The sequence below is a fragment of the Thermodesulfatator autotrophicus genome, assembly GCF_001642325.1.
Classification (GTDB): Bacteria; Desulfobacterota; Thermodesulfobacteria; order Thermodesulfobacteriales; family Thermodesulfatatoraceae; genus Thermodesulfatator; species Thermodesulfatator autotrophicus.
Genome location: NZ_LSFI01000028.1, coordinates 1 through 18,153 on the forward strand (window position 1 = coordinate 1; position 18,153 = coordinate 18,153).

Genomic DNA, 18,153 nt, shown 5'->3' on the forward strand with positions numbered 1-18,153 from the left:
CATTCATAAAGAAACGAGGGATACGTGGCATGACGAAACCTCCATTCTAAAATTTCTAAAATTTTGCCTGTCCCTAATTTTGATCGGCTAAACCTTGGCGGGGCTTAAAAAGTTTGCCTGTCCCTTTAATAAAAGCTTGGCCTTGACACTTGGTACTTGCCTTTCTAATATTAAATTACGCAAACGGAGCGGGTATAGCTCAGTTGGTAGAGCATCAGCTTCCCAAGCTGAGGGTCGCGGGTTCGAATCCCGTTGCCCGCTCCAGAAGTTAACCCTTTGAGGGTTTTAAAATAAGGGGTTTCTTCAAAAAAGTGGGCCCTAAGTGCCCACTTTTTTGTTATGGAGATATGGAGAGAGAAGAAATTATCAAAAAAGTCTGGGAATTGGCAGAACCTGTAATTATCAGCCTTGGTCTAGAGCTGGTGGACGTGGAATTCCAGCGCGAGCGTCAGGGCTGGGTTTTAAGATTATATATTGATCGCCCAGGCGGTGTAAACGTGGGTGATTGTGTGCGAGTAAGTGAAGTTCTTAGCGATTTGCTTGATGCCAAAGACTTTATTCATCACGCCTATCATCTTGAGGTGTCATCACCAGGAGTTGATAGGCCACTTAAAAAGAAAGAAGATTTTTCCCGTTTTGCAGGAGATAAGGTGAAAATACAGATGTCCGAACCTATTGAGGGACGGAGAAATTTTACCGGGCTTTTACGTGGCTATGAGGGAGAGGATGTCCTGGTAGAAATAGACGGCAAGGTCTGGCGCCTTCCCTACGGGAAGATAAAAAAGGCGAACATCAAATACGAGTTTGATGTTTGATGAGGGGAGAAAAATGGCTGGAGAAATAAGAAAACTCATAGATCTATTTAGTAAAGAAAAGGGTATTCCACGGGAGGTTATCATAGAGGCCCTGGAAGAGGGCATGAAAGCTGCGGCCCGTAAAAAGTTTGGCTCGCAGGCTATCATTGATGCCCAATACAACGAAGAAACTGGCGAAATAGAGGTCTATCGCTTCCGTGAGGTGGTGGAAAAGGTAGAAAACCCAGAAACCCAGATATCCCTTGAAGAGGCCCGCAAGCTTGACCCTAATGTCCAAGTAGGAGATGAAGTGGGCACAGTGGTAGATATTAGAGATATGGGCCGTATTGCCGCCCAGCTTGCTAAACAAATCCTTACCCAAAAAGTCCGCGGGGCAGAAAGGGAGCTTATTTATCAGGAATTTAAAGATAAAGTGGGCCAGATTGTAAGTGGTTTTGTGCATCGTTTTGACCGCGGCAACATCATCGTGCAGCTTGGTCGAGCCGAAGCTATTTTACCGGTTACCGAGCAAATCCCAAATGAAAAGTATAAACGTGGTGATCGCATAAGGGCCCTGATTATTGAGGTGAATAAGTCCGGACGTGAGCCTCAGATAGTGCTTTCGCGCACTCACCCTGATTTTCTAAAAAAACTTTTTGAACTTGAAGTGCCAGAAATCCAGGAAGGCATTGTAAAGATTATTTCGGTAGCGAGAGAACCAGGGAGCCGGGCTAAAATGACGGTCACCTCCACTGATCCTGACGTGGATCCGGTGGGCGCCTGTGTGGGGCTTAAAGGGTCAAGGGTTCAAGCCGTAGTCCAGGAGCTTAAAGGCGAAAAGATTGACATTGTGCCCTGGAGCCCTGACCCTGCTCGTCTGGTCTATAATGCGTTGGCTCCAGCTGAATGCACAAGAGTTATTGTTGACGAAGACAACAAGACCCTTGAGGTCATCGTTCCTGACGATCAGCTTTCCCTGGCCATTGGTAAGCAGGGGCAAAATGTGCGCCTGGCTTCAAAGCTTCTTGGCTGGCGTATAGACGTTATGAGTGAGACTCAGTACATGCGTCGCCAGGATCCTAAATTCCAGGAAATGCTTGAGCTTGAAGGTATGACAGAGGAAATAGCAGCCAAGCTTTATGATAAGGGAATAAAGTCCGTTGAAGACCTGGCCAAGGCTTCAGTAGAAGAAGTAGGGGATATAGCTAAAATTAAAGATACTGAGGCCCAGGCCTTAATTCAGGCGGCCCAAAAATATATAGAAGAAAAAGGTGATACGGCTCAAACGGAAGTGGCTGAGACAGAAAAAGAAGTAGAGTTAAGTAAAGAAAGCTAAGTATGGTAGAAAAAAGGCGGCATGTTCCGCAAAGATCCTGTATTATTTGTAAAAAAAAGACGGCTAAACACAAACTTTTGCGCCTGGCCCTTGATGAAAAAGGCCGGGTGGTACTTGATAAAGAATATAAACAGCCCGGGCGCGGGGCATACTTGTGTCCAGACGATTCCTGTGTGGCCAAACTTTTGACCAGGCACGGTGAAAAGCGCCTGCGTTGGGCTTTTAAGGGCAAAGCCAAAGATATAACACCTAAAACCATTGACGAAATACTGGCAATTTTAAAGGGGGCAACAAGAAAACATGAGTAAGGTAAGAATTTATGATTTAGCAAGAGAGATGGGTGTCTCTGCCAAAGATTTGACCGAGCGTATCCGAAAGATGGGATACGACGTTAAAAGCCACTCAAGTACACTGAGCGAAGAAGAAGCAGCGGAGGTGCGTAGGGAGCTTGCTTCTTTCAAGAATAGAGCTGAACATGAAGAGCAAAAAGAAACTGCCACTCCCAAAAAGGTAGTGGTAAGACGCCACCGTGAAGAGCCCAAAGAGGAAGTGGAAAAAGCTGAAGAAAGGGCAGAGACACAACCTAAAAAGAAGCTGAAAATAAAACTTGTTATCAAAAAACCAAAAAAAGAACCTGAAAAAGAAGCGATTGAAAAGCCAGAGGAGCCTCAAGAAGCTTCTGTTACAGAAAAGCCTGAGGAGGTTGTGGCCAAAGAAGCTCAACCAGAGAAACCCGAGGAAAAAGAGGAAAAACCTGTTACTGAAAAAGTTTCTGCTGAAAAGTTGCCCCCCAAAGAACCCGAAGAAAAAACTTTAGAAGAAAAGCCAAAAACCAGAGGGCCCAGGGTAGTAGCCCGCACGGTAGGAGTAATTAAAAGAGAAGTTGTTGTACCTAAGCGTGAAAAGACCGAAAAACCCGAAGCCAAAACCAAGCCTGAAAAGCCCGCCAAGCCCAAAAAGGGCCGTCGGGTGGTTACGGATTTTGAGCGCCGACCTAAAAAATCGGAAGAAGCTGCTCCCCCTCCTGAGCCTCAGAAAGAGCCAGATAAGAAAAAGAAAAAGAGAAAGAAGCAGGTAGTTGAAATAGACGAGTTTCGCAAAAAGGCCAAAAAGAAAGCCGCGGGAGCCAGGCCTAAAAGTGAGCGGGAAGAGATTCTTGAAGAGCTTGAATTAATGCGTGAGCTTGAAGCTCCTACGGAAGAGTTGCTGGCCAAAGAAGAAGAGCTGGCTAGAGCTACGGAAAAAGAGAAAGCCGTCAAAAAAGAAGCCAAGAAAGAGCCAGAGAGGCCCCCTACGGCTCCTCCTAAAGAGAAAAAAATCAAAGTCTATGAGTCTATTCAGGTAGGGGAACTGGCCAAGGCCATGGGAGTCAAGGCCTCTGATATTATCAAAAAATTTATGGAACTTGGCACCATGGTCACCATTAACCAGTCCATTGACCCTGAAACAGCCGCTATTGTGGCGGCAGAGTTTGGTTATGAGGTTGAACAGGCGGCTATTGAAGAAGAGCAACTCCTTGAATACACTCCTCCTTCCCCAGAAGAACTCAAACCCCGTCCACCGGTAGTTACGGTGATGGGGCATGTTGACCATGGTAAAACTACCTTGCTTGACGCCATAAGGGAGACCGACGTAGTTTCAAAGGAGGCTGGAGGTATTACCCAGCACATAGGTGCTTACAAGGTAAAGCTTAAAGATGGTCAGGAAATAACTTTTATTGATACTCCAGGTCACGAGGCCTTTACTCACATGCGGGCCCGCGGTGCTCAGGTCACAGATATTGTTGTTCTGGTAGTGGCCGCTGATGACGGTGTTATGGACCAAACTAAAGAGGCTATAGACCATGCCCGAGCCGCAGGAGTGCCTATTGTGGTGGCTATAAACAAGATTGATAAGCCCGAGGCCAACCCTGAAAGGGTAAAAAGTGAGTTGGCTGAGCTAGGTCTTGTACCTGAAGACTGGGGTGGTGATACCCTTTATGCGGAGATTTCTGCCAAAAAGAAGATAGGTATTGATGACCTGCTTGAGCTTATTCTTCTCCAGGCAGAAATGCTTGAGCTTAAGGCGGCACCTGATCGCCCAGCCAGGGGCCGTATTGTTGAGTCTCGTCTGGATAAAGGCCGCGGCCCGGTAGCCACGGTTATTATCCAGGAAGGCACCTTGAAAGAAGGTGATCCCTTTGTGGCAGGCATTACCTACGGCCGGGTAAGGGCTATGCTTGACGAACGCGGCCGTCGCTTAAAGAAGGCTGGCCCGGCTACACCGGTGGAGATTCTCGGTTTCCACGAAGTGCCTCAGGCGGGAGACGACTTTATCGTTATGCCTGACGAGCAAAAGGCCCGTAAGGTGGCTGAGTACCGGGCTCGCAAACAGCGGGAAGCTGAAGCCGCTAAGGAAACTAAAATATCTCTTGATAAACTCTTTGAAAAACTCAAGGAAGGTGAAGTCAAAGAGCTTAAAGTGGTGCTTAAGGCCGACGTGCAGGGAACCCTTGAGGCCCTTCAGGATTCTTTACAGAAGCTTGCTACCGATGAAGTGCGGGTGAACATTATCCGTTCAGGCATCGGGGCTATCACTGAAAGTGATATTATGCTGGCCTCGGCTTCAAACGCCATTGTCATTGGCTTTAACGTGCGGCCTACCTCTCAGGCCAAGCGCCTAGCTGAAGAAGAAAAGGTAGAAATCCGTTTCTACGATGTTATTTACAAGCTTATTGAAGACGTGAAGAAGGCCATGAGTGGTCTCCTTGAGCCAGAGATAGAAGAGCGCATTATGGGTGTGGCTGAAGTGAGAGCCACCTTCAAGGTGCCTAAAGTTGGAACCGTAGCCGGCTGCTACGTTAAAGAAGGTAAACTTGAAAGGGGAGCCAAAGTGCGCCTTCTTCGCGATAACGTGGTGATTTATACTGGAAAGATAGCCTCTCTTAAGCGCTTTAAGGAAGACGTAAAAGAAGTAGTGGCAGGCTATGAATGCGGTGTTGGGCTTGAGAACTTTAACGACATAAAAGTAGGTGACCTTATTGAAGCCTTTGAATTAGTGGAAATTAAAAGAGAGCTTTAAAGGGTTATGGTAGTAGGTGTGGTTAAGGTTTCTTTGCATATTCCCGAGACGCGTTCTTTAAAAGGGAAGCGCCAGGTAGTTAAGAAGCTTATTCAGCGTATGAACGGCCGTTTTAAAAACCTGGCCATCTCAGAAGTGGCCGACCAGGACCTATGGCAAAAGGCCGTTATCGGTATTTCTGCCGTAGGTCCTGATAGCCGCCTGGTGAACAGCCTTCTTGACAAAGTCATTGATTACATTGAAGAGTTTGACGAACTGGAAGTTATCCAGGCAGAAATAGATATTATAAACATGTAGCCATGAAAGGACATAGAGACCGCCGTATGGCGGATTTTATACAGGAAGAGATTTCTCAGATTATTCGGGAAGAAATAAGTGACCCGGCTTTTCAGGAGATGATAACCATTTCCCGGGTAAAGGTCTCGCCTGACTTAAAACACGCCAAGGTGTATTATCAGGTCCACGGAAACGAAGAGGCTGAGAAAAAAGTAGCTCAGGGGTTTGAAAGGGCATCTTCTTACATCAGGCACCTCATTGCTAAACGCCTTTATACCAAATTTGTACCAGAGATAGAGTTTGTCCCTGATAAACGCACCGAAGAAGATCGTCTGGAAGAACTTTTTGCCCGCATTCGTCATGAGTCTTAAAGAAATAGCCCGGCTTTTAGCTGAAAAAGATAACTTTTTTCTGGCCACCCATGTTAACCCTGATGGCGATGGAATCGGCTCTCTACTCGCTCTCACTCTAGCTTTAAAAGCCCAAGGCAAAATCGTGTGGCCTTATCTTTCTGACCAGATCCCTGATTTTCTGGACTGGCTTCCGGGGAAAGAGCTTATACGATATGAACTACCAGAAGGAGGCAACTGGACGGCTATTGTGCTTGATTGCGGAGCCGCAAGCCGCCTGGGAGATAAAGCCGGCCCCTGGGTCCAAGGCCTTTCTCAGGTAATAGTGCTTGACCACCACGAAGTAAGCGGCACCCTTGGCACCACACGCTACGTGGAGATAACCTTTGCCACTGCCGCTATAGTTTTCAAACTTCTTGGCCAGATGGGTATTTCCTTAACCAAAGAGATAGCCACTAACCTTTATGTGGCTATATTTTCTGATACCGGTGGTTTTCGCTACCAGCAGACTACGGCAGAGACATTTTCCATGGCCCAAAAATTAATAGAATCCGGGGTAAACCCTTCGGAGGTAGCCCAGAGGCTTACGGAGAATTTTCCTCTGTCCCGCTTTTGCCTTTTGAAAAAGGCCCTCTCGCGTCTGGAATTAAAGGCGTCTGGGAAAGTGGCTATTTCTTATCTTTCAAGTGATGATTACCTTTCCTGTGAGGCGGGAAAAGCTGACTCTGACGACTTTGCCACCATGTTCAGGACCATTCGGGGAGTAGAAGTAAGTGCGCTCATTAAAGAGTATAAGCCCGGGGAAGTTACCGTTAGTCTGCGAAGCAGAGGCCACGTAAACGTAGCTGAGCTTGCCGCTCATTTTGGAGGAGGTGGTCATCGTTTTGCCGCAGGTTTTCGCACGAAGGGAGACATTAGCGAGATACAGCAACAACTAACTAGAAAACTGGAGGCCCTCTTTTCATGAAAGACGGTGTGTTGGTAATTGATAAACCAGAGGGTATGAGTTCCACCAAAGCGGTGGAACAGGTGAAGAAAAAACTTAGGGTGCGTAAAGCCGGTCACGGAGGAACCCTTGATCCTTTTGCCACCGGGGTGTTGCCTGTTTGCCTCGGCAGAGGTACTAAAATTGCCCAGTTTATCCTGGAAGGGGACAAAGAATACGAAGGCCTCATGGAACTTGGCCTGGAGACTGATACTTACGACGCTACTGGTGAAGTAGTAGCCCGTCACGAAGTACCCGCAGACCTAACCATTGAAGACCTACAGCGAGTTTTTGATGAATTTGTAGGCGTTTTGGCTCAGGCACCACCTGCTTTTTCAGCAGCTAAACTCCACGGAAGGCCTCTTTATAAGTACGCCCGTGAAGGTTTGAAAATAGAAAAACCCCCTAAAAGAGTGGAAATACTTGCTTTTGAGGCCTTAAAGTATGAGCCTCCCTATGTACACTTTCGGGTTTATTGTAGCAAGGGGACTTATCTTCGTTCTCTGGTACATGAGGTAGGGCAAAAACTCGGTTGTGGGGCTGTGCTTACAAAGTTAAGAAGGCTCAAAAAAGGGCCCTTTGTCCTTGAGCAGGCCCTTACCTTGAAAGAGCTTGAAGAAAAAATCAAAGAAGGCTCTATTGAAGAATACATAATTCCTTCAGAAGAAGCCCTTTCTTTTATTCCATCTATTACTGTTGGCGAAGAACTGGCCAAAAAGATTCGCCAGGGGAGACCTCTTACCTTGGCCTCTCTGGCCAATATGATACGCCTGCAAAAAGTTTCCCAAAAGCCTAGGGTTCCATGGCTGCGTCTGCTTACCTCTGAAGGGGAATTGGTAGCAGTGGTGGAATATCCCAAAGATTTAAATGCCTCTGGCCAAGCCAAGATGGTAAGGGTTTTTAATAAAGTTTAATTGATAGGGCCATTTTTATCGGGAATGGCTTTCATCCTTTCCGTAAGGCAGTCATTGTGAGTGAAGCGTAGCAAATTTCAGCAAAACGGTTTTGGAGATATTCTTTCTACCACATGCTGGCTTAAAATTTGTAAAAAAACTTTTTTTAAGGCAAAATTAGTCTTAGTAGAACTAAGGAGTTTACCATGCATAAAAAGGTCTTTCTGTTGGTTTTATTAAGCTGGCTTTTATCAGTTCAGCTGGTTAAAGCTCAGGATAGTTTCACCCAGGAAGACCGTGAAAGGCTTATTCGCCTGGAAACGACCCTCAAGGTTTTTATGGACCAGGTTGATAAGCGTTTTGAACAAATTGCTAAGCGCTTTGAACAGGTAGACAAACGCTTTGCCGAACTCCGTGAGGATATAAATAAGCGCTTTGAGCAAGTCGATAAACGCTTTGAGCAAATGATGACTTTTCTCTGGATTCTTACGGCTATTTTTACCACGCTGGTGGCGGTGGTTATAGGTTTTGCCTATTGGGATAGGCGGACCATAATTAAGCGAGCCAAAGAAGAGACAATAGAGCAACTTGAAAGAGAAGGAAAACTTAAAGACCTGATAGACGCCCTCAGGGAGCTTGCCAGGGAAGATTCTCGTTTAGCAGAAATATTACGCTATTATCGTCTTCTTTAGTCAAAATTGGCTAGCGCAATTTAAGAGTATAGGTTAAGTTATTAGCGCCTATGCGCAGGAGGTGGGAAATCCCCTCCTGGGCTTAAATTTATATTAAAGGGAGGAATTTAAAAATGGCATTTGATGCAGAGGTAAAAAAAGAAATCATTGAGAAGTTTGCGAGACACCCCAATGACACTGGTAGCCCTGAAGTACAGATTGCTTTGCTTACAGCTCGTATCAAACATTTGGAAAACCACTTCAAGGTTCACAAGAAAGACCATCATTCTAGAAGGGGGCTTTTAAAGCTTGTTGGGCAACGCCGTCGTCTTCTTAATTACCTTAAAAAGACCGACTTTGAGCGCTACCGTAATATTGTTAAAGCATTAGGGCTTAGAGCTTAAATCCCAAAGGCGGACTTAAGTCCGCCTTTTTTATTTTCTATCCCTGATTTCATTCAAATCAAAAAATAACAAGAGGTGAAGATATGCATAGAGTTGAAAGAGAGTTTGCCGGTCGTAAGTTTTCCCTTGAGACCGGAAAGGTAGCTAAACAGGCCCACGGGGCCATTTGGGCTACCTATGGTGATACTGTAGTCCTAGTTACCGTAGTGGCTTCTGATGAAGTAAGAGACGTTGACTTTTTACCGCTAAGTGTGGAATACCAGGAGATGTATTACGCGGCCGGTCGTATTCCAGGGAGCTATTTCCGCCGCGAAGTGGGCAAAGGTAGCGAAAAAGAAATCATCACTGCCCGCTTGATTGACAGGCCCATAAGGCCTCTTTTCCCGAAGGGTTGGTGTTACGAGACCCAGGTTATGGCCACCGTCCTTTCCCTTGACCCAGAAGTTGACCCGGATGTAGTGGCCATTACCGCGGCTTCAGCCGCCCTTGAGGTCTCTCATATTCCTTTTGCTGGCCCTATTGCCGCGGTAAGGGTAGGGCGCATAAACGGCGAGTTTGTCATAAATCCGTCTTCTTCCCTGCTAAAACAGAGTGAGATGAACCTGGTGGTAGTGGGCAGTGAAGAGGCCATTGTTATGGTGGAAGGCATGGCCAATGAAGTGCCTGAGGAAATCGTCCAGGAAGCCATCTTTTTTGCCCACGAGCAAATTAAGCCGCTTCTTGCCCTTCAGCGTGAGCTTAAGGAAAAGGCTGGAAAACCCAAATTGACTTTTCAAGAGCCTCCAGTTGACGAAGAACTCAAAAAGAAAGTGCGTGAGCTGGCAAAAGAAGGCCTAAAAACTGTTATTACCACTGCGCCCAAGGTAGAACGCAATAAAAAACGTAAAGAGGTCTTCAAAAAAGTCCTTGAGGCCCTTGGCGATGAGGCTGTTGGCCGAGAAGCCGAGGTAAGGGAATACTTTGAAGAGTTTGAGAAGGAGCTTCTACGGGCCATGCTAATAAAAGAAGGCCGTCGCATAGATGGCCGCGGCCCAGAGGACATTCGTCCCATCTGGGCAGAGGTCTCGGTGCTTCCCCGCACCCACGGTTCGGTGATTTTTACCCGGGGAGAAACCCAGGTGTTAACCGTAGCCACCCTTGGTAGTCCAGAAGAAGAACAGCGCATTGACATGCCAGGCGAAGAAGTCTTCAAACACTTTATCCTCCACTATAACTTTCCCCCTTATTGTGTGGGTGAGGTTAAGTCTCTTAGAGGGCCTTCGCGGCGGGAAATTGGCCACGGCATGCTGGCTGAACGGGCACTTACGCCGGTGATACCGAGCGAAGACGAATTTCCCTACACCATAAGGGTGGTGTCTGATGTGCTTGAGTCAAATGGTTCTTCTTCCATGGCTACAGTCTGTGGAGCAACCCTTTCTCTCATGGATGCTGGTGTGCCTATCAAGGCCATGGTGGCTGGCATTGCCATGGGCCTTATCAAAGAAGAAGACCAGGTAGTTATTCTCACGGATATTCTGGGAGACGAAGATCGCATGGGTGATATGGACTTCAAAGTGGCTGGCACGGAAAAGGGTGTTACCGCTCTTCAAATGGACATAAAGATTACCGGAATCACCCAGGAGATAATGAGCCGGGCTCTGGCCCAGGCCAAAAAGGCCCGCTTTTTCATCCTTGAAAAAATGCGCGAAGTGCTTCCTGAACCTAGAGAAAAGCTTTCAGCTTATGCCCCTAAAGTGCTCACCGTTACCATAAATCCTGAAAAAGTGCGTGACCTTATTGGCCCAGGTGGAAAGACTATAAAGGGCATAATTTCTGCCTGCGGAGATGTGAAAATAGACGTTGACGATAAAACTGGCGTGGTAAGGATTTATTCTTCTTCGTCTGAAGCAGCAGAAAAGGCGGCCAAGATGGTCAAAGAGGTGACTCAGGAAGCTGAAGTTGGTAAGCTTTACCTGGGGAAAGTTACCAGAGTGGCGGACTTTGGCGCTTTTGTGGAGATTTTCCCCGGCACTGAAGGCCTGGTGCACATCTCTCAACTTGATAACCGTCGGGTGAAAAATGTCACTGATATTCTTAGGGAAGGTGACGAGGTCCTGGTAAAAGTTATTGACATTGACAAGATGGGCCGCATAAAACTTTCCCGTAAGGCCGCCCTCTCTGAGTCTATTAAAGAAGTAGAACCCACCGAAGAAACTCAAAAAGACCAGGAATAAACTTTCAGGGGGCATTTGCCCCCTGAATTTAGCCTTCAAGTAAAAATCATTCCCTACCGATAAATGAAGAAGACTTTACTAGTAAAGGAGTGAAATATGTCCACGGTGCTTGAAGCGCTGGTTTCTTCGGTAAATGAAGTTATTAAGACTTATACCGGCCTTGAACCTAAACCGGGTAAGGCCTTTGTGCGTACAGAGCCCACTGCCCTTGGAGATGTATCGGCGGTAAACGGCCTGGCTGGTTCTGGTTTTACGGGAATGCTCACGGTGACTTTTTCTCAAGAGTGCCTTTTTAAGATATTGGCTGTTCTTTTTGGCAACGAACCTGAAAGTTTAAACGATGAAGTTTGTGATGCTGCAGGTGAGCTTGCCAATCAGATTTGTGGAGCTTTCAGGCGACGTTTTGAAGAACAAGGTATTTCTCTTCAGGCTGCGGTGCCGGTAATTGTAACTGGGAAAGGGCATTCCATAACTCCCCTTTGTGCCAGCCAGCGCATGGCCGTGCCTTTTGAGATTGACGGCACCAAACTGGTGGTAGAGCTTTGCCTTGATAAAAAGAATAAAACTTAAGGCGAAGGGTCTCGCACCAGGGGCCAGGCCTCAGGTGCGGCCCCCTGGCCTACCACTTTGCCCAGCTTGTAAGCCTCTTCAAGGGCAGAAGGGTGTTCTTTTATGGCGCCCTTTTTTTCTATCCCGCGGTAAAAAAGCCCTCCCTCATAACGGGCATAAACTGCGTCAAAGAAATATCTGATAACCCGCTGAGGGCCTTCAAAGAGCTTTTTCCCTTTGGTAGCTCCAAGAGAAAGAAATATCCCATGCTTTTCTCGCCCATAAGGAGGTTCTTTTTTGAGGACGTATTTACATATCCAGCGGGCCTGGCTACGTTCTACCAGGGCCTGGGTGCGGGAAGTAATATTGTAGAAAAAGATAGGTGAGGCCACTACAATAACGTCAGCCGCGTCTATTTTGGGATAAATTTCTTTCATATCATCAGGGATTACACATTCACCGGTTTCATCACACTCGCCACATTCAATACAAGGGCCTATTTGAACGCGATATAAATTTATTTTTTCTACCCTGGCTTGGGCTTCTTTGGCTCCGTTTAAAAATGAATCCAGCAATAAATCAGTATTACCACCTAATCTCGGGCTTCCTTGAAAGGCTAAAATGTTCATTTTTCCCTCCGTCTTTAATTATATATTTTAACTTAAAACAAATTTTAAAAAATAAAAACTATAAAATAAACTTTGCCTGTCCCTCACCCCTTGAAAACTTAGCCTGTCCCCGTAAAGTTTAGGCATGATTTTTCCTAAAAAAGTTTATCTAATAGGTATTGGTGGCGTAGGTATGGGGGCCCTGGCAGGCCTTTTTAAGGCTTCAGGGGTGGAGGTCTCTGGTTCTGAAAAAGGCTCTATTTATCCCCCCATGAGTATTCTCTTGGACGAATTGGGTATTTCTTACTCTACGAATTTCAATCCTGAAAATATAAGGGCTTTTTCTCCTGATTTGGTGGTGGTGGGTAATGTGGCCCGTTTTGATAACCCTGAAGTAAAATTTGTTCTTGAAAATAAAATTCCCTATCTTTCCCTGCCAGAGGCTCTTTATGGTTTTTTCATCGGTTGTAAAAAAAGTCTGGTAGTGGTGGGGACACACGGCAAAACCACTACTTCGGCCTTGCTGGCCTATGTTCTGGAAAGGCTTGGAGAAGACCCTACTTTTTTCATCGGAGGGCTAAGGAGCGACAATCTACGTAATTTTTGTTTTGGGCAGGGGAAATTCATAGTGCTTGAAGGTGATGAATACGACAGCGCTTTTTTTGATAAAAGGCCAAAATTTGTTCATTATGCCCCATTTGGAGCTATTTTAACCAGCGTTGAGTTTGACCACGCCGATATTTATGCCGATTTTTCGGCCCTTAAAGAAACTTTCAAGCATTTCATTTCACTTATTTGCCCTAAAGGTTTTTTGAGCTATGCGGCTGATGAGAAAGAAGTTATAGAACTTGCCAGGTTTTATCCCGGGGAGAAAATATCTTATGGAGAACAGGGCGATTTAAAGCTTATTAAAAGAGAGCCTTTACAAAATCCTCCAGGCCAGAGAATAACCTTTTCGTTTCATGGGCTGGAAGACGAATTTTTCCTCCCCTTAATTGGTGAGCATAATGCTTTAAATGCCCTTGGAGTTTGGGCCTTACTTTTAAAGCTTGGCTTTAAGCCAGAAAAACTAAAAAAGGCCTTTGCTGATTTCCCTGGAACTAAAAGGCGTCAGGAAATTTTGCTTGAAAAGCCAATAACAATTATTGATGATTTTGCCCATCATCCCACAGCGGTGGAAGTAACCATAAAAGCCGTTAAGGAGACCTGGCCTGGAAGGAGGTTAATAGCCGTTTTTGAGCCACGCACCAATACCAGCCGACGCAAGATTTTTCAAAAAGATTATGCCAGGGTCCTTTCGTTGGCTGATGCAGTTTATCTCAAGGTTCCTGCTGATTTAGAAAAAGTTCCTGCTGAAGAGCGCCTGGACCTTAAAAAATTGGCTCAGGAGATATCTTATCTGGGAATTTCTGTTTCTGTTAGTAGTGATTATTCAGGGCTCTTGCAGGTATTAAAAGAAGAAGTTCGTCCTGATGATGTCGTTCTTTTTATGTCAAACGCCTCTTTTGGCAATGTTCCTGAAGAGTTGGTGAAGTTTTGTCTGAAAAACTTGATAAGCTAAAAGAATTACAGGAAGAGCTAAGTAAAAAGGTAAAAGTTGTTCCTCTTTCTCATTTCCCTCGTTTAGTGGGCGGAGCTGATGTTTCCTATCCAGAGCCTTCTTCCGCCCTTGGGGTCATAGTGATCTATGACCTAAAAACTCGAAAAGTGCTAGAAGAGGTTTTTGCGGTAGAGAAGGTATCCTTTCCCTATATTCCGGGGTTTCTCTCTTTTAGGGAGACTCCTGTTTTAAAAAAGGCCTTTGTCAGGTTAAAAAATATCCCCGAAGTTTTGATGGTTGATGGGCAAGGTATTCTTCATCCCAGAGGGCTAGGCCTTGCTTCGCACCTGGGGCTTGAGCTTTCAATACCTACTATTGGGGTGGCTAAAAAGCCTTTATTAGGGCAATTTGAACCGCCAGAAGATAAGCCTGGGGCTTTTTCACCTATTTTTGTTCAAGGAGAAATCAAAGGCGCGGTTTTACGAACCAGAAAAGGAGTCAAACCAGTTTATGTATCTCCCGGGCACTTAATTGACCTTGATAGCGCTTTAAAGGTGGTCAAAGCCAGCCTTTCTGGTTATCGTATTCCAGAGCCGTTGCGAAAGGCCCATTTATTAACCCAGAGGTTACGCCGTGAATGCTGTGATTATCCCGGCTGGGGGCATAGGCAGCAGGGTAGGGGAGAAAATCCCTAAGCAATTTTTAGAAATTGCCGGAAAACCGCTTATTACTTATACCCTGTCTCTTTTTGAAAATCTTAAAGAGATAGACTTAATAGTTATTCCTGTTTTAGCCACCTGGGAAGAAAGGCTTAAAAAGCTTTTAGAAAGATTTAGAAAGCCTTATTTAATAGTTCCAGGTGGCGAAACCAGGCAAGCCTCAGTAGCCAATGGCTTTTTCGCTCTTCCTGGTGATACAGAGATTGTTTTAGTCCATGATGCCTGTCGCCCTTTTGCTTCGCCAGAGGTAATAAGACTGGTTATCTCTAAAATTAGAAAAAAAGGGGCAGCTTTAGCCGCTTTACCCGCCAGGGATACGATAAAAGAGGTAGTAGAACAAAGAGTTCTAAAAACTCTTCCCAGAGAAAGAATTTATCTAGCTCACACTCCCCAAGGTGCTCGCTATTCCCTATTTCAAAAGGCTCTTGCCACGGCTCAAGAGAAAAATCTGCTGGCTACTGATGAAGCTTCCCTTTTGGAAGCTGCTGGAATCCCTGTTTATGTAGTTCCTTCAACGCCATTAAACTTTAAGATAACCACTAAAGAAGATTTTGAACTGGCTAAATGTTTACTCACTGCCAGGAGGCCATGATGAAGGTGATATTTTTTAGCATTCGTCCTTATGAAGAAGAATATTTGAGGCCGCTTTTACCCCCTAAATGGAAGGTAGAATTAATCCCTGATTTCCTGGACGAAACTACGGTGGAAAAAGCAAAAGACGCCCAGGTGGTAAGTCTATTTGTTTCAGATAAAGCTGATGGTCCTGTTCTTGAAGCTCTCCATTCTTACGGAGTAGGCCTTTTGGCACTTCGTAGCGCCGGTTATGACCATGTGGATATTGAAGCTGCCAAACGTTTGGGCATAAAAGTAGTTAACGTGCCAGCTTATTCTCCCCACGCTATTGCAGACCATACCCTTGCTATTCTTCTTGCCCTTATTCGTCGTCTTCACCGGGCCCACGATAAAGTGCGTCTTGGAGATTTTGACCTTGACGGCCTCATGGGATTTGACTTAAACGGCAAAGTTGCCGGGGTAATCGGGCTCGGAAAGATTGGCCGTCTGGTGGCTACTCGTTTAAAAGCCTTTGGGTGTAAAGTTTTAGGCTACGACCCATATATCCAGCCAGAAATAGTAGAAAACGTTGATCTGGATACTCTTGTTGCCCAGGCAGATATTATCTCTCTTCACTGTCCTCTTACTCGGGAAAATTTTCACATGTTTAATGAGGAGACTTTTAAGCGTATGAAACCCGGGGCTGTTTTAGTTAATACGGCTCGTGGTGGGCTGGTTGATACAAAGGCTTTACTTGAGGCCTTAAAGTCTGGCCAGCTTGGTGGAGCGGCTCTTGATGTGTATGAATACGAGCGGGGCCTATTTTTTAAAGACCACCAAAAAGAAGGTATAAAAGACCCTTATCTTGCCCAGTTACTGGGTTTAGCTAATGTGGTATTAACCGGACATCAGGCTTTTCTAACGCGTGAAGCCGTAAAAAACATAGAAGAAACTACGGTAAGAAATATTTTAGAATGGCAGAAAAATCCTCGGGGAAAATTGAAGAATGAGATCTGGTGAGATTACCAAAATAAAGGCTATACGGGTTCCCTCTCGTGAAAGATGTTATGAAATTTTAAAAGAAAATCAGGTGCCTCCCCATATCGTCAAACACTGTGAAGTGGTTACCAAAGTGGCTGTTTATTTGGCCAGGGAGCTTAACAAAGTGGGAGAAAACCTTGATTTACCTCTTGTTGAGGCTGGAGCACTACTTCATGACGTTACTAAACATATTTCGTTGAAAACAGGAGAAAATCACGCCCTTACAGCGGAAAAGCTCCTTTTAGAATTAGGTTATCCAGAAGTAGCAAGAATTGTTGGTCAACATATTTTTCTTAAACCCGGCCCCCCAGGGGAACCCATCCGTGAAGAAGAAGTAGTTTTTTATGCAGACAAAAGAGTAAAACACACCAGAATAGTTTCTCTAAAAGAACGTTTTAGGGATTTAAAGATCCGTTACGGTAAAACAGTTTCTTCTTTGATACGAATTGAACACATGGAATCACTGTGCAAACTTCTTGAAAGAAGGCTTTTTAAAAAATTGCCGTTTAATCCAGCAAAATTAGAGGAATTAAACAATGCTTAAAGTAGCCCTTCTTTGTGGTGGAAAATCTGCTGAAAGAGAAGTTTCCTTAAAGGGTGGTCAGGCGGTGGAAAAGGCCTTGAAGAGCCTGGGGCATCAATTCAAACGTTTTGATCCAGCTACAGACCTTCCGCTCCTTGCCCGGGAAGCCCAAAATTATGACGTTGCTTTTTTGGTGCTACACGGGCCAGGGGGCGAAGATGGAACCATTCAAGGTTTCCTTGATTCATTAGGCCTGCCTTATCAAGGGGCAGGGGTTTTAGGAAGTGCCCTGGCTATGGATAAGGCCCTTAGTAAAATCCTCTATCAACAGGCGGGCCTTTTAGTACCCAAAGGCCTGGTTTTAGAGAAGGGGAAAACCCTGCCCGAGATAGATTTTTTCCCGGTAGTGGTGAAGCCGGTTTCTCAGGGGTCAAGCGTGGGAATTTCCCTTGTTAAAGGCCCTGACGAACTTGCTCTTGCTGTGGAAGAGGCCTTTGAAATTGAAGATAGAGTCCTTATTGAAGAATACCTGGCAGGCCGTGAGCTAACCGTTGGTATTCTTGGGGAAGAGCCTTTACCGGTGGTTGAAATTATCCCTGGAGAGGGGCACGCTTTTTTTGACTATGAGGCCAAATATACGCCCGGGGTTACCCAGGAGTTATGTCCGGCCCCTATCCCTGAAAGTCTGGCCAAAGAAGCCCAAAAAGCTGCCCTTCAAGCCCACCAGGCCTTGAGGCTTAGACATTACAGTCGTACAGATTTTATTCTGCTGGAAAATAAACTCTACATCCTTGAGACCAATACCATTCCAGGTATGACGGAAACAAGCCTTCTGCCCCTGGCGGCTAAAGTGGCTGGATATTCTTTTGAGGACCTGGTGCAAAAACTCCTTGATTTAGTCTTAGCGACAGCCTGATTTTAAGCCATCTTCAAGGCGCAGTTTGACCAGTTCTGCTAGTTTGTGCTTGTCTCTCAAGGTAAGGCCCTGGGTAGGGATGGGTGGAAATATTTTTACCCTTACAAGGCCCGGCTTAACGTAAAGTTTTCCTTTGGGCATAACATGGCGCGTGCCGCACACGGCAATAGGCACCAGGGAAAGCCCGCTTTTTATAGCAAGGATAAAGCCTCCCACTTTAAATTCTTGGAGCTTGCCATCAGGGCTCCTTGTCCCTTCGGGAAAGATTAGTACGGAAAAGCCTTTCTTGGTTTTTTCTATAGCTTTCATTAGACTTTCCAAGCCCTTGCGGGGGTTTTCCCGGTCAATAGGCACACATCCCGCAGCTAAAAGCCCCCAGCCAAAAAAGGGAATTTTAAAGAGGCTTTTTTTGGCCAGCCAGGATATTCGATGAGGAAGAACCGTGCCAATTACTGGAATATCAAACTGGCTCTGGTGATTAGCCGCAAAAATGTAGTTTTGTTCCCGCTTTATGTGTTCAAGGCCCCTTACTTCTAATTTTACGCCAGCAATACGCACCATATTACTCAGCCAGAAATGCTGAATTTTGGGTATTACACGTTCCCAAGGGGTAATAGAAAGAATGATTATTACCGTTCCCAGGGTAGGAACCGTTATTAAAAGATACAAATAGAAAAACAGATTTCTTAAAAGTATTTCAAAGCTTTTTAAGGCTTTCATTAT

General features: G+C 45.5%; 20 protein-coding genes and 1 tRNA gene. 19 read left to right on the forward strand and 2 right to left on the reverse strand.

The features are described from left to right. The first annotated feature begins 188 nt into the window (after positions 1-188). The 13 genes from TH606_RS06560 to TH606_RS06620 all read left to right on the forward strand — a co-directional run bounded on the left by TH606_RS06560 (position 189) and on the right by TH606_RS06620 (position 11,552). Positions 189-264, forward strand: a tRNA-Gly gene (locus tag TH606_RS06560). A gap of 83 nt (positions 265-347) precedes the next feature. Beyond that, positions 348-815, forward strand: coding sequence for a ribosome maturation factor RimP (locus TH606_RS06565; RefSeq protein WP_068542248.1), 468 nt, complete (start codon positions 348-350; stop codon positions 813-815). Between the two features lie 13 nt (positions 816-828). Beyond that, on the forward strand, positions 829-2,130 hold the full coding sequence (nusA, locus tag TH606_RS06570; RefSeq protein WP_068542250.1) for a transcription termination factor NusA: 1,302 nt from the start codon (positions 829-831) through the stop codon (positions 2,128-2,130). 2 nt (positions 2,131-2,132) lie between these two features. After that, complete coding sequence (locus tag TH606_RS06575) at positions 2,133-2,438, forward strand: YlxR family protein (RefSeq protein ID WP_068542186.1); 306 nt, start codon at positions 2,133-2,135, stop codon at positions 2,436-2,438. Next, complete coding sequence (gene infB / locus TH606_RS06580) at positions 2,431-5,190, forward strand: translation initiation factor IF-2 (protein WP_068542188.1); 2,760 nt, start codon at positions 2,431-2,433, stop codon at positions 5,188-5,190. The genes TH606_RS06575 and infB overlap by 8 nt, the downstream gene beginning before the upstream one ends. A 6-nt stretch (positions 5,191-5,196) precedes the next feature. Continuing rightward, on the forward strand, positions 5,197-5,487 hold the full coding sequence (locus TH606_RS06585; protein WP_068542190.1) for a DUF503 domain-containing protein: 291 nt from the start codon (positions 5,197-5,199) through the stop codon (positions 5,485-5,487). A 2-nt stretch (positions 5,488-5,489) separates the two neighbouring features. Next, the gene (gene rbfA, locus TH606_RS06590) at positions 5,490-5,837 is read left to right on the forward strand and encodes a 30S ribosome-binding factor RbfA (protein ID WP_068542192.1); all 348 of its coding nucleotides are present in this window, start codon (positions 5,490-5,492) and stop codon (positions 5,835-5,837) included. Next, a complete protein-coding gene (locus tag TH606_RS06595; protein ID WP_157627880.1) occupies positions 5,812-6,783 on the forward strand; it encodes a DHH family phosphoesterase in 972 nt (323 codons plus the stop codon). Before rbfA ends, TH606_RS06595 begins: the two co-directional genes overlap by 26 nt. Next, the gene (truB, locus tag TH606_RS06600) at positions 6,780-7,715 is read left to right on the forward strand and encodes a tRNA pseudouridine(55) synthase TruB (RefSeq protein WP_068542196.1); all 936 of its coding nucleotides are present in this window, start codon (positions 6,780-6,782) and stop codon (positions 7,713-7,715) included. Before TH606_RS06595 ends, truB begins: the two co-directional genes overlap by 4 nt. 185 nt (positions 7,716-7,900) lie before the next feature. Beyond that, positions 7,901-8,386 (forward strand): hypothetical protein, encoded by a 486-nt coding sequence (locus TH606_RS06605; RefSeq protein ID WP_197460520.1) that lies wholly within the window; start codon positions 7,901-7,903, stop codon positions 8,384-8,386. A gap of 113 nt (positions 8,387-8,499) precedes the next feature. Beyond that, entirely contained in the window at positions 8,500-8,769 is a 270-nt protein-coding gene (gene rpsO, locus TH606_RS06610) for a 30S ribosomal protein S15 (RefSeq protein WP_068542197.1), read from the forward strand. An 83-nt stretch (positions 8,770-8,852) separates the two neighbouring features. Next, a complete protein-coding gene (locus TH606_RS06615; protein WP_068542199.1) occupies positions 8,853-10,982 on the forward strand; it encodes a polyribonucleotide nucleotidyltransferase in 2,130 nt (709 codons plus the stop codon). Between the two features lie 96 nt (positions 10,983-11,078). Continuing rightward, complete coding sequence (locus tag TH606_RS06620) at positions 11,079-11,552, forward strand: chemotaxis protein CheX (protein WP_068542201.1); 474 nt, start codon at positions 11,079-11,081, stop codon at positions 11,550-11,552. Here the strand turns inward: TH606_RS06620 and TH606_RS06625 are convergent. Next, positions 11,549-12,160 (reverse strand): flavodoxin family protein, encoded by a 612-nt coding sequence (locus TH606_RS06625; RefSeq protein ID WP_068542203.1) that lies wholly within the window; start codon positions 12,158-12,160, stop codon positions 11,549-11,551. The two genes, TH606_RS06620 and TH606_RS06625, sit on opposite strands and share 4 nt — an antisense overlap. A 124-nt stretch (positions 12,161-12,284) precedes the next feature. Between TH606_RS06625 and TH606_RS06630 the strand changes: the two genes are divergently transcribed. From TH606_RS06630 to TH606_RS06655, 6 genes are read left to right on the forward strand one after another with little or no spacing between them, the layout of a single operon-like run. After that, entirely contained in the window at positions 12,285-13,700 is a 1,416-nt protein-coding gene (locus TH606_RS06630; RefSeq protein ID WP_068542205.1) for a UDP-N-acetylmuramate--L-alanine ligase, read from the forward strand. Next, positions 13,676-14,374, forward strand: a complete 699-nt coding sequence (locus tag TH606_RS06635; protein ID WP_068542207.1) for an endonuclease V — start codon at positions 13,676-13,678, stop codon at positions 14,372-14,374. The genes TH606_RS06630 and TH606_RS06635 overlap by 25 nt, the downstream gene beginning before the upstream one ends. Beyond that, positions 14,313-14,990 (forward strand): 2-C-methyl-D-erythritol 4-phosphate cytidylyltransferase, encoded by a 678-nt coding sequence (ispD, locus tag TH606_RS06640; protein WP_068542209.1) that lies wholly within the window; start codon positions 14,313-14,315, stop codon positions 14,988-14,990. The genes TH606_RS06635 and ispD overlap by 62 nt, the downstream gene beginning before the upstream one ends. Next, positions 14,990-15,970 carry a 2-hydroxyacid dehydrogenase gene (locus TH606_RS06645; RefSeq protein ID WP_068542211.1) on the forward strand — a complete coding sequence of 327 codons (981 nt, stop codon included), beginning with the start codon at positions 14,990-14,992 and terminating at the stop codon, positions 15,968-15,970. Before ispD ends, TH606_RS06645 begins: the two co-directional genes overlap by 1 nt. Next, positions 15,957-16,535 carry an HD domain-containing protein gene (locus TH606_RS06650; protein WP_068542213.1) on the forward strand — a complete coding sequence of 193 codons (579 nt, stop codon included), beginning with the start codon at positions 15,957-15,959 and terminating at the stop codon, positions 16,533-16,535. The genes TH606_RS06645 and TH606_RS06650 overlap by 14 nt, the downstream gene beginning before the upstream one ends. Beyond that, positions 16,528-17,430 carry a D-alanine--D-alanine ligase family protein gene (locus TH606_RS06655; RefSeq protein ID WP_068542215.1) on the forward strand — a complete coding sequence of 301 codons (903 nt, stop codon included), beginning with the start codon at positions 16,528-16,530 and terminating at the stop codon, positions 17,428-17,430. The genes TH606_RS06650 and TH606_RS06655 overlap by 8 nt, the downstream gene beginning before the upstream one ends. On the opposite strand, the gene TH606_RS06660 is transcribed toward TH606_RS06655, so the two are convergent. Further along, positions 17,416-18,150 (reverse strand): lysophospholipid acyltransferase family protein, encoded by a 735-nt coding sequence (locus TH606_RS06660; RefSeq protein ID WP_068542217.1) that lies wholly within the window; start codon positions 18,148-18,150, stop codon positions 17,416-17,418. The genes TH606_RS06655 and TH606_RS06660 overlap by 15 nt on opposite strands. Positions 18,151-18,153: the final 3 nt, after the last annotated feature.

Excerpts from the sequence above, each read along its gene's own strand:
- TH606_RS06565 (WP_068542248.1), top strand. The coding sequence starts at position 348 with ATGGAGAGAGAAGAAATTATCAAAAAAGTCTGGGAATTGGCAGAACCT.
- nusA (WP_068542250.1), top strand. The coding sequence starts at position 829 with ATGGCTGGAGAAATAAGAAAACTCATAGATCTATTTAGTAAAGAAAAG.
- TH606_RS06575 (WP_068542186.1), top strand. The coding sequence starts at position 2,133 with ATGGTAGAAAAAAGGCGGCATGTTCCGCAAAGATCCTGTATTATTTGT.
- infB (WP_068542188.1), top strand. The coding sequence starts at position 2,431 with ATGAGTAAGGTAAGAATTTATGATTTAGCAAGAGAGATGGGTGTCTCT.
- TH606_RS06585 (WP_068542190.1), top strand. The coding sequence starts at position 5,197 with ATGGTAGTAGGTGTGGTTAAGGTTTCTTTGCATATTCCCGAGACGCGT.
- rbfA (WP_068542192.1), top strand. The coding sequence starts at position 5,490 with ATGAAAGGACATAGAGACCGCCGTATGGCGGATTTTATACAGGAAGAG.
- truB (WP_068542196.1), top strand. The coding sequence starts at position 6,780 with ATGAAAGACGGTGTGTTGGTAATTGATAAACCAGAGGGTATGAGTTCC.
- TH606_RS06605 (WP_197460520.1), top strand. The coding sequence starts at position 7,901 with ATGCATAAAAAGGTCTTTCTGTTGGTTTTATTAAGCTGGCTTTTATCA.
- rpsO (WP_068542197.1), top strand. The coding sequence starts at position 8,500 with ATGGCATTTGATGCAGAGGTAAAAAAAGAAATCATTGAGAAGTTTGCG.
- TH606_RS06615 (WP_068542199.1), top strand. The coding sequence starts at position 8,853 with ATGCATAGAGTTGAAAGAGAGTTTGCCGGTCGTAAGTTTTCCCTTGAG.
- TH606_RS06620 (WP_068542201.1), top strand. The coding sequence starts at position 11,079 with ATGTCCACGGTGCTTGAAGCGCTGGTTTCTTCGGTAAATGAAGTTATT.
- TH606_RS06625 (WP_068542203.1), bottom strand. The coding sequence starts at position 12,160 with ATGAACATTTTAGCCTTTCAAGGAAGCCCGAGATTAGGTGGTAATACT.
- TH606_RS06630 (WP_068542205.1), top strand. The coding sequence starts at position 12,285 with ATGATTTTTCCTAAAAAAGTTTATCTAATAGGTATTGGTGGCGTAGGT.
- TH606_RS06645 (WP_068542211.1), top strand. The coding sequence starts at position 14,990 with ATGAAGGTGATATTTTTTAGCATTCGTCCTTATGAAGAAGAATATTTG.
- TH606_RS06650 (WP_068542213.1), top strand. The coding sequence starts at position 15,957 with ATGAGATCTGGTGAGATTACCAAAATAAAGGCTATACGGGTTCCCTCT.
- TH606_RS06655 (WP_068542215.1), top strand. The coding sequence starts at position 16,528 with ATGCTTAAAGTAGCCCTTCTTTGTGGTGGAAAATCTGCTGAAAGAGAA.
- TH606_RS06660 (WP_068542217.1), bottom strand. The coding sequence starts at position 18,150 with ATGAAAGCCTTAAAAAGCTTTGAAATACTTTTAAGAAATCTGTTTTTC.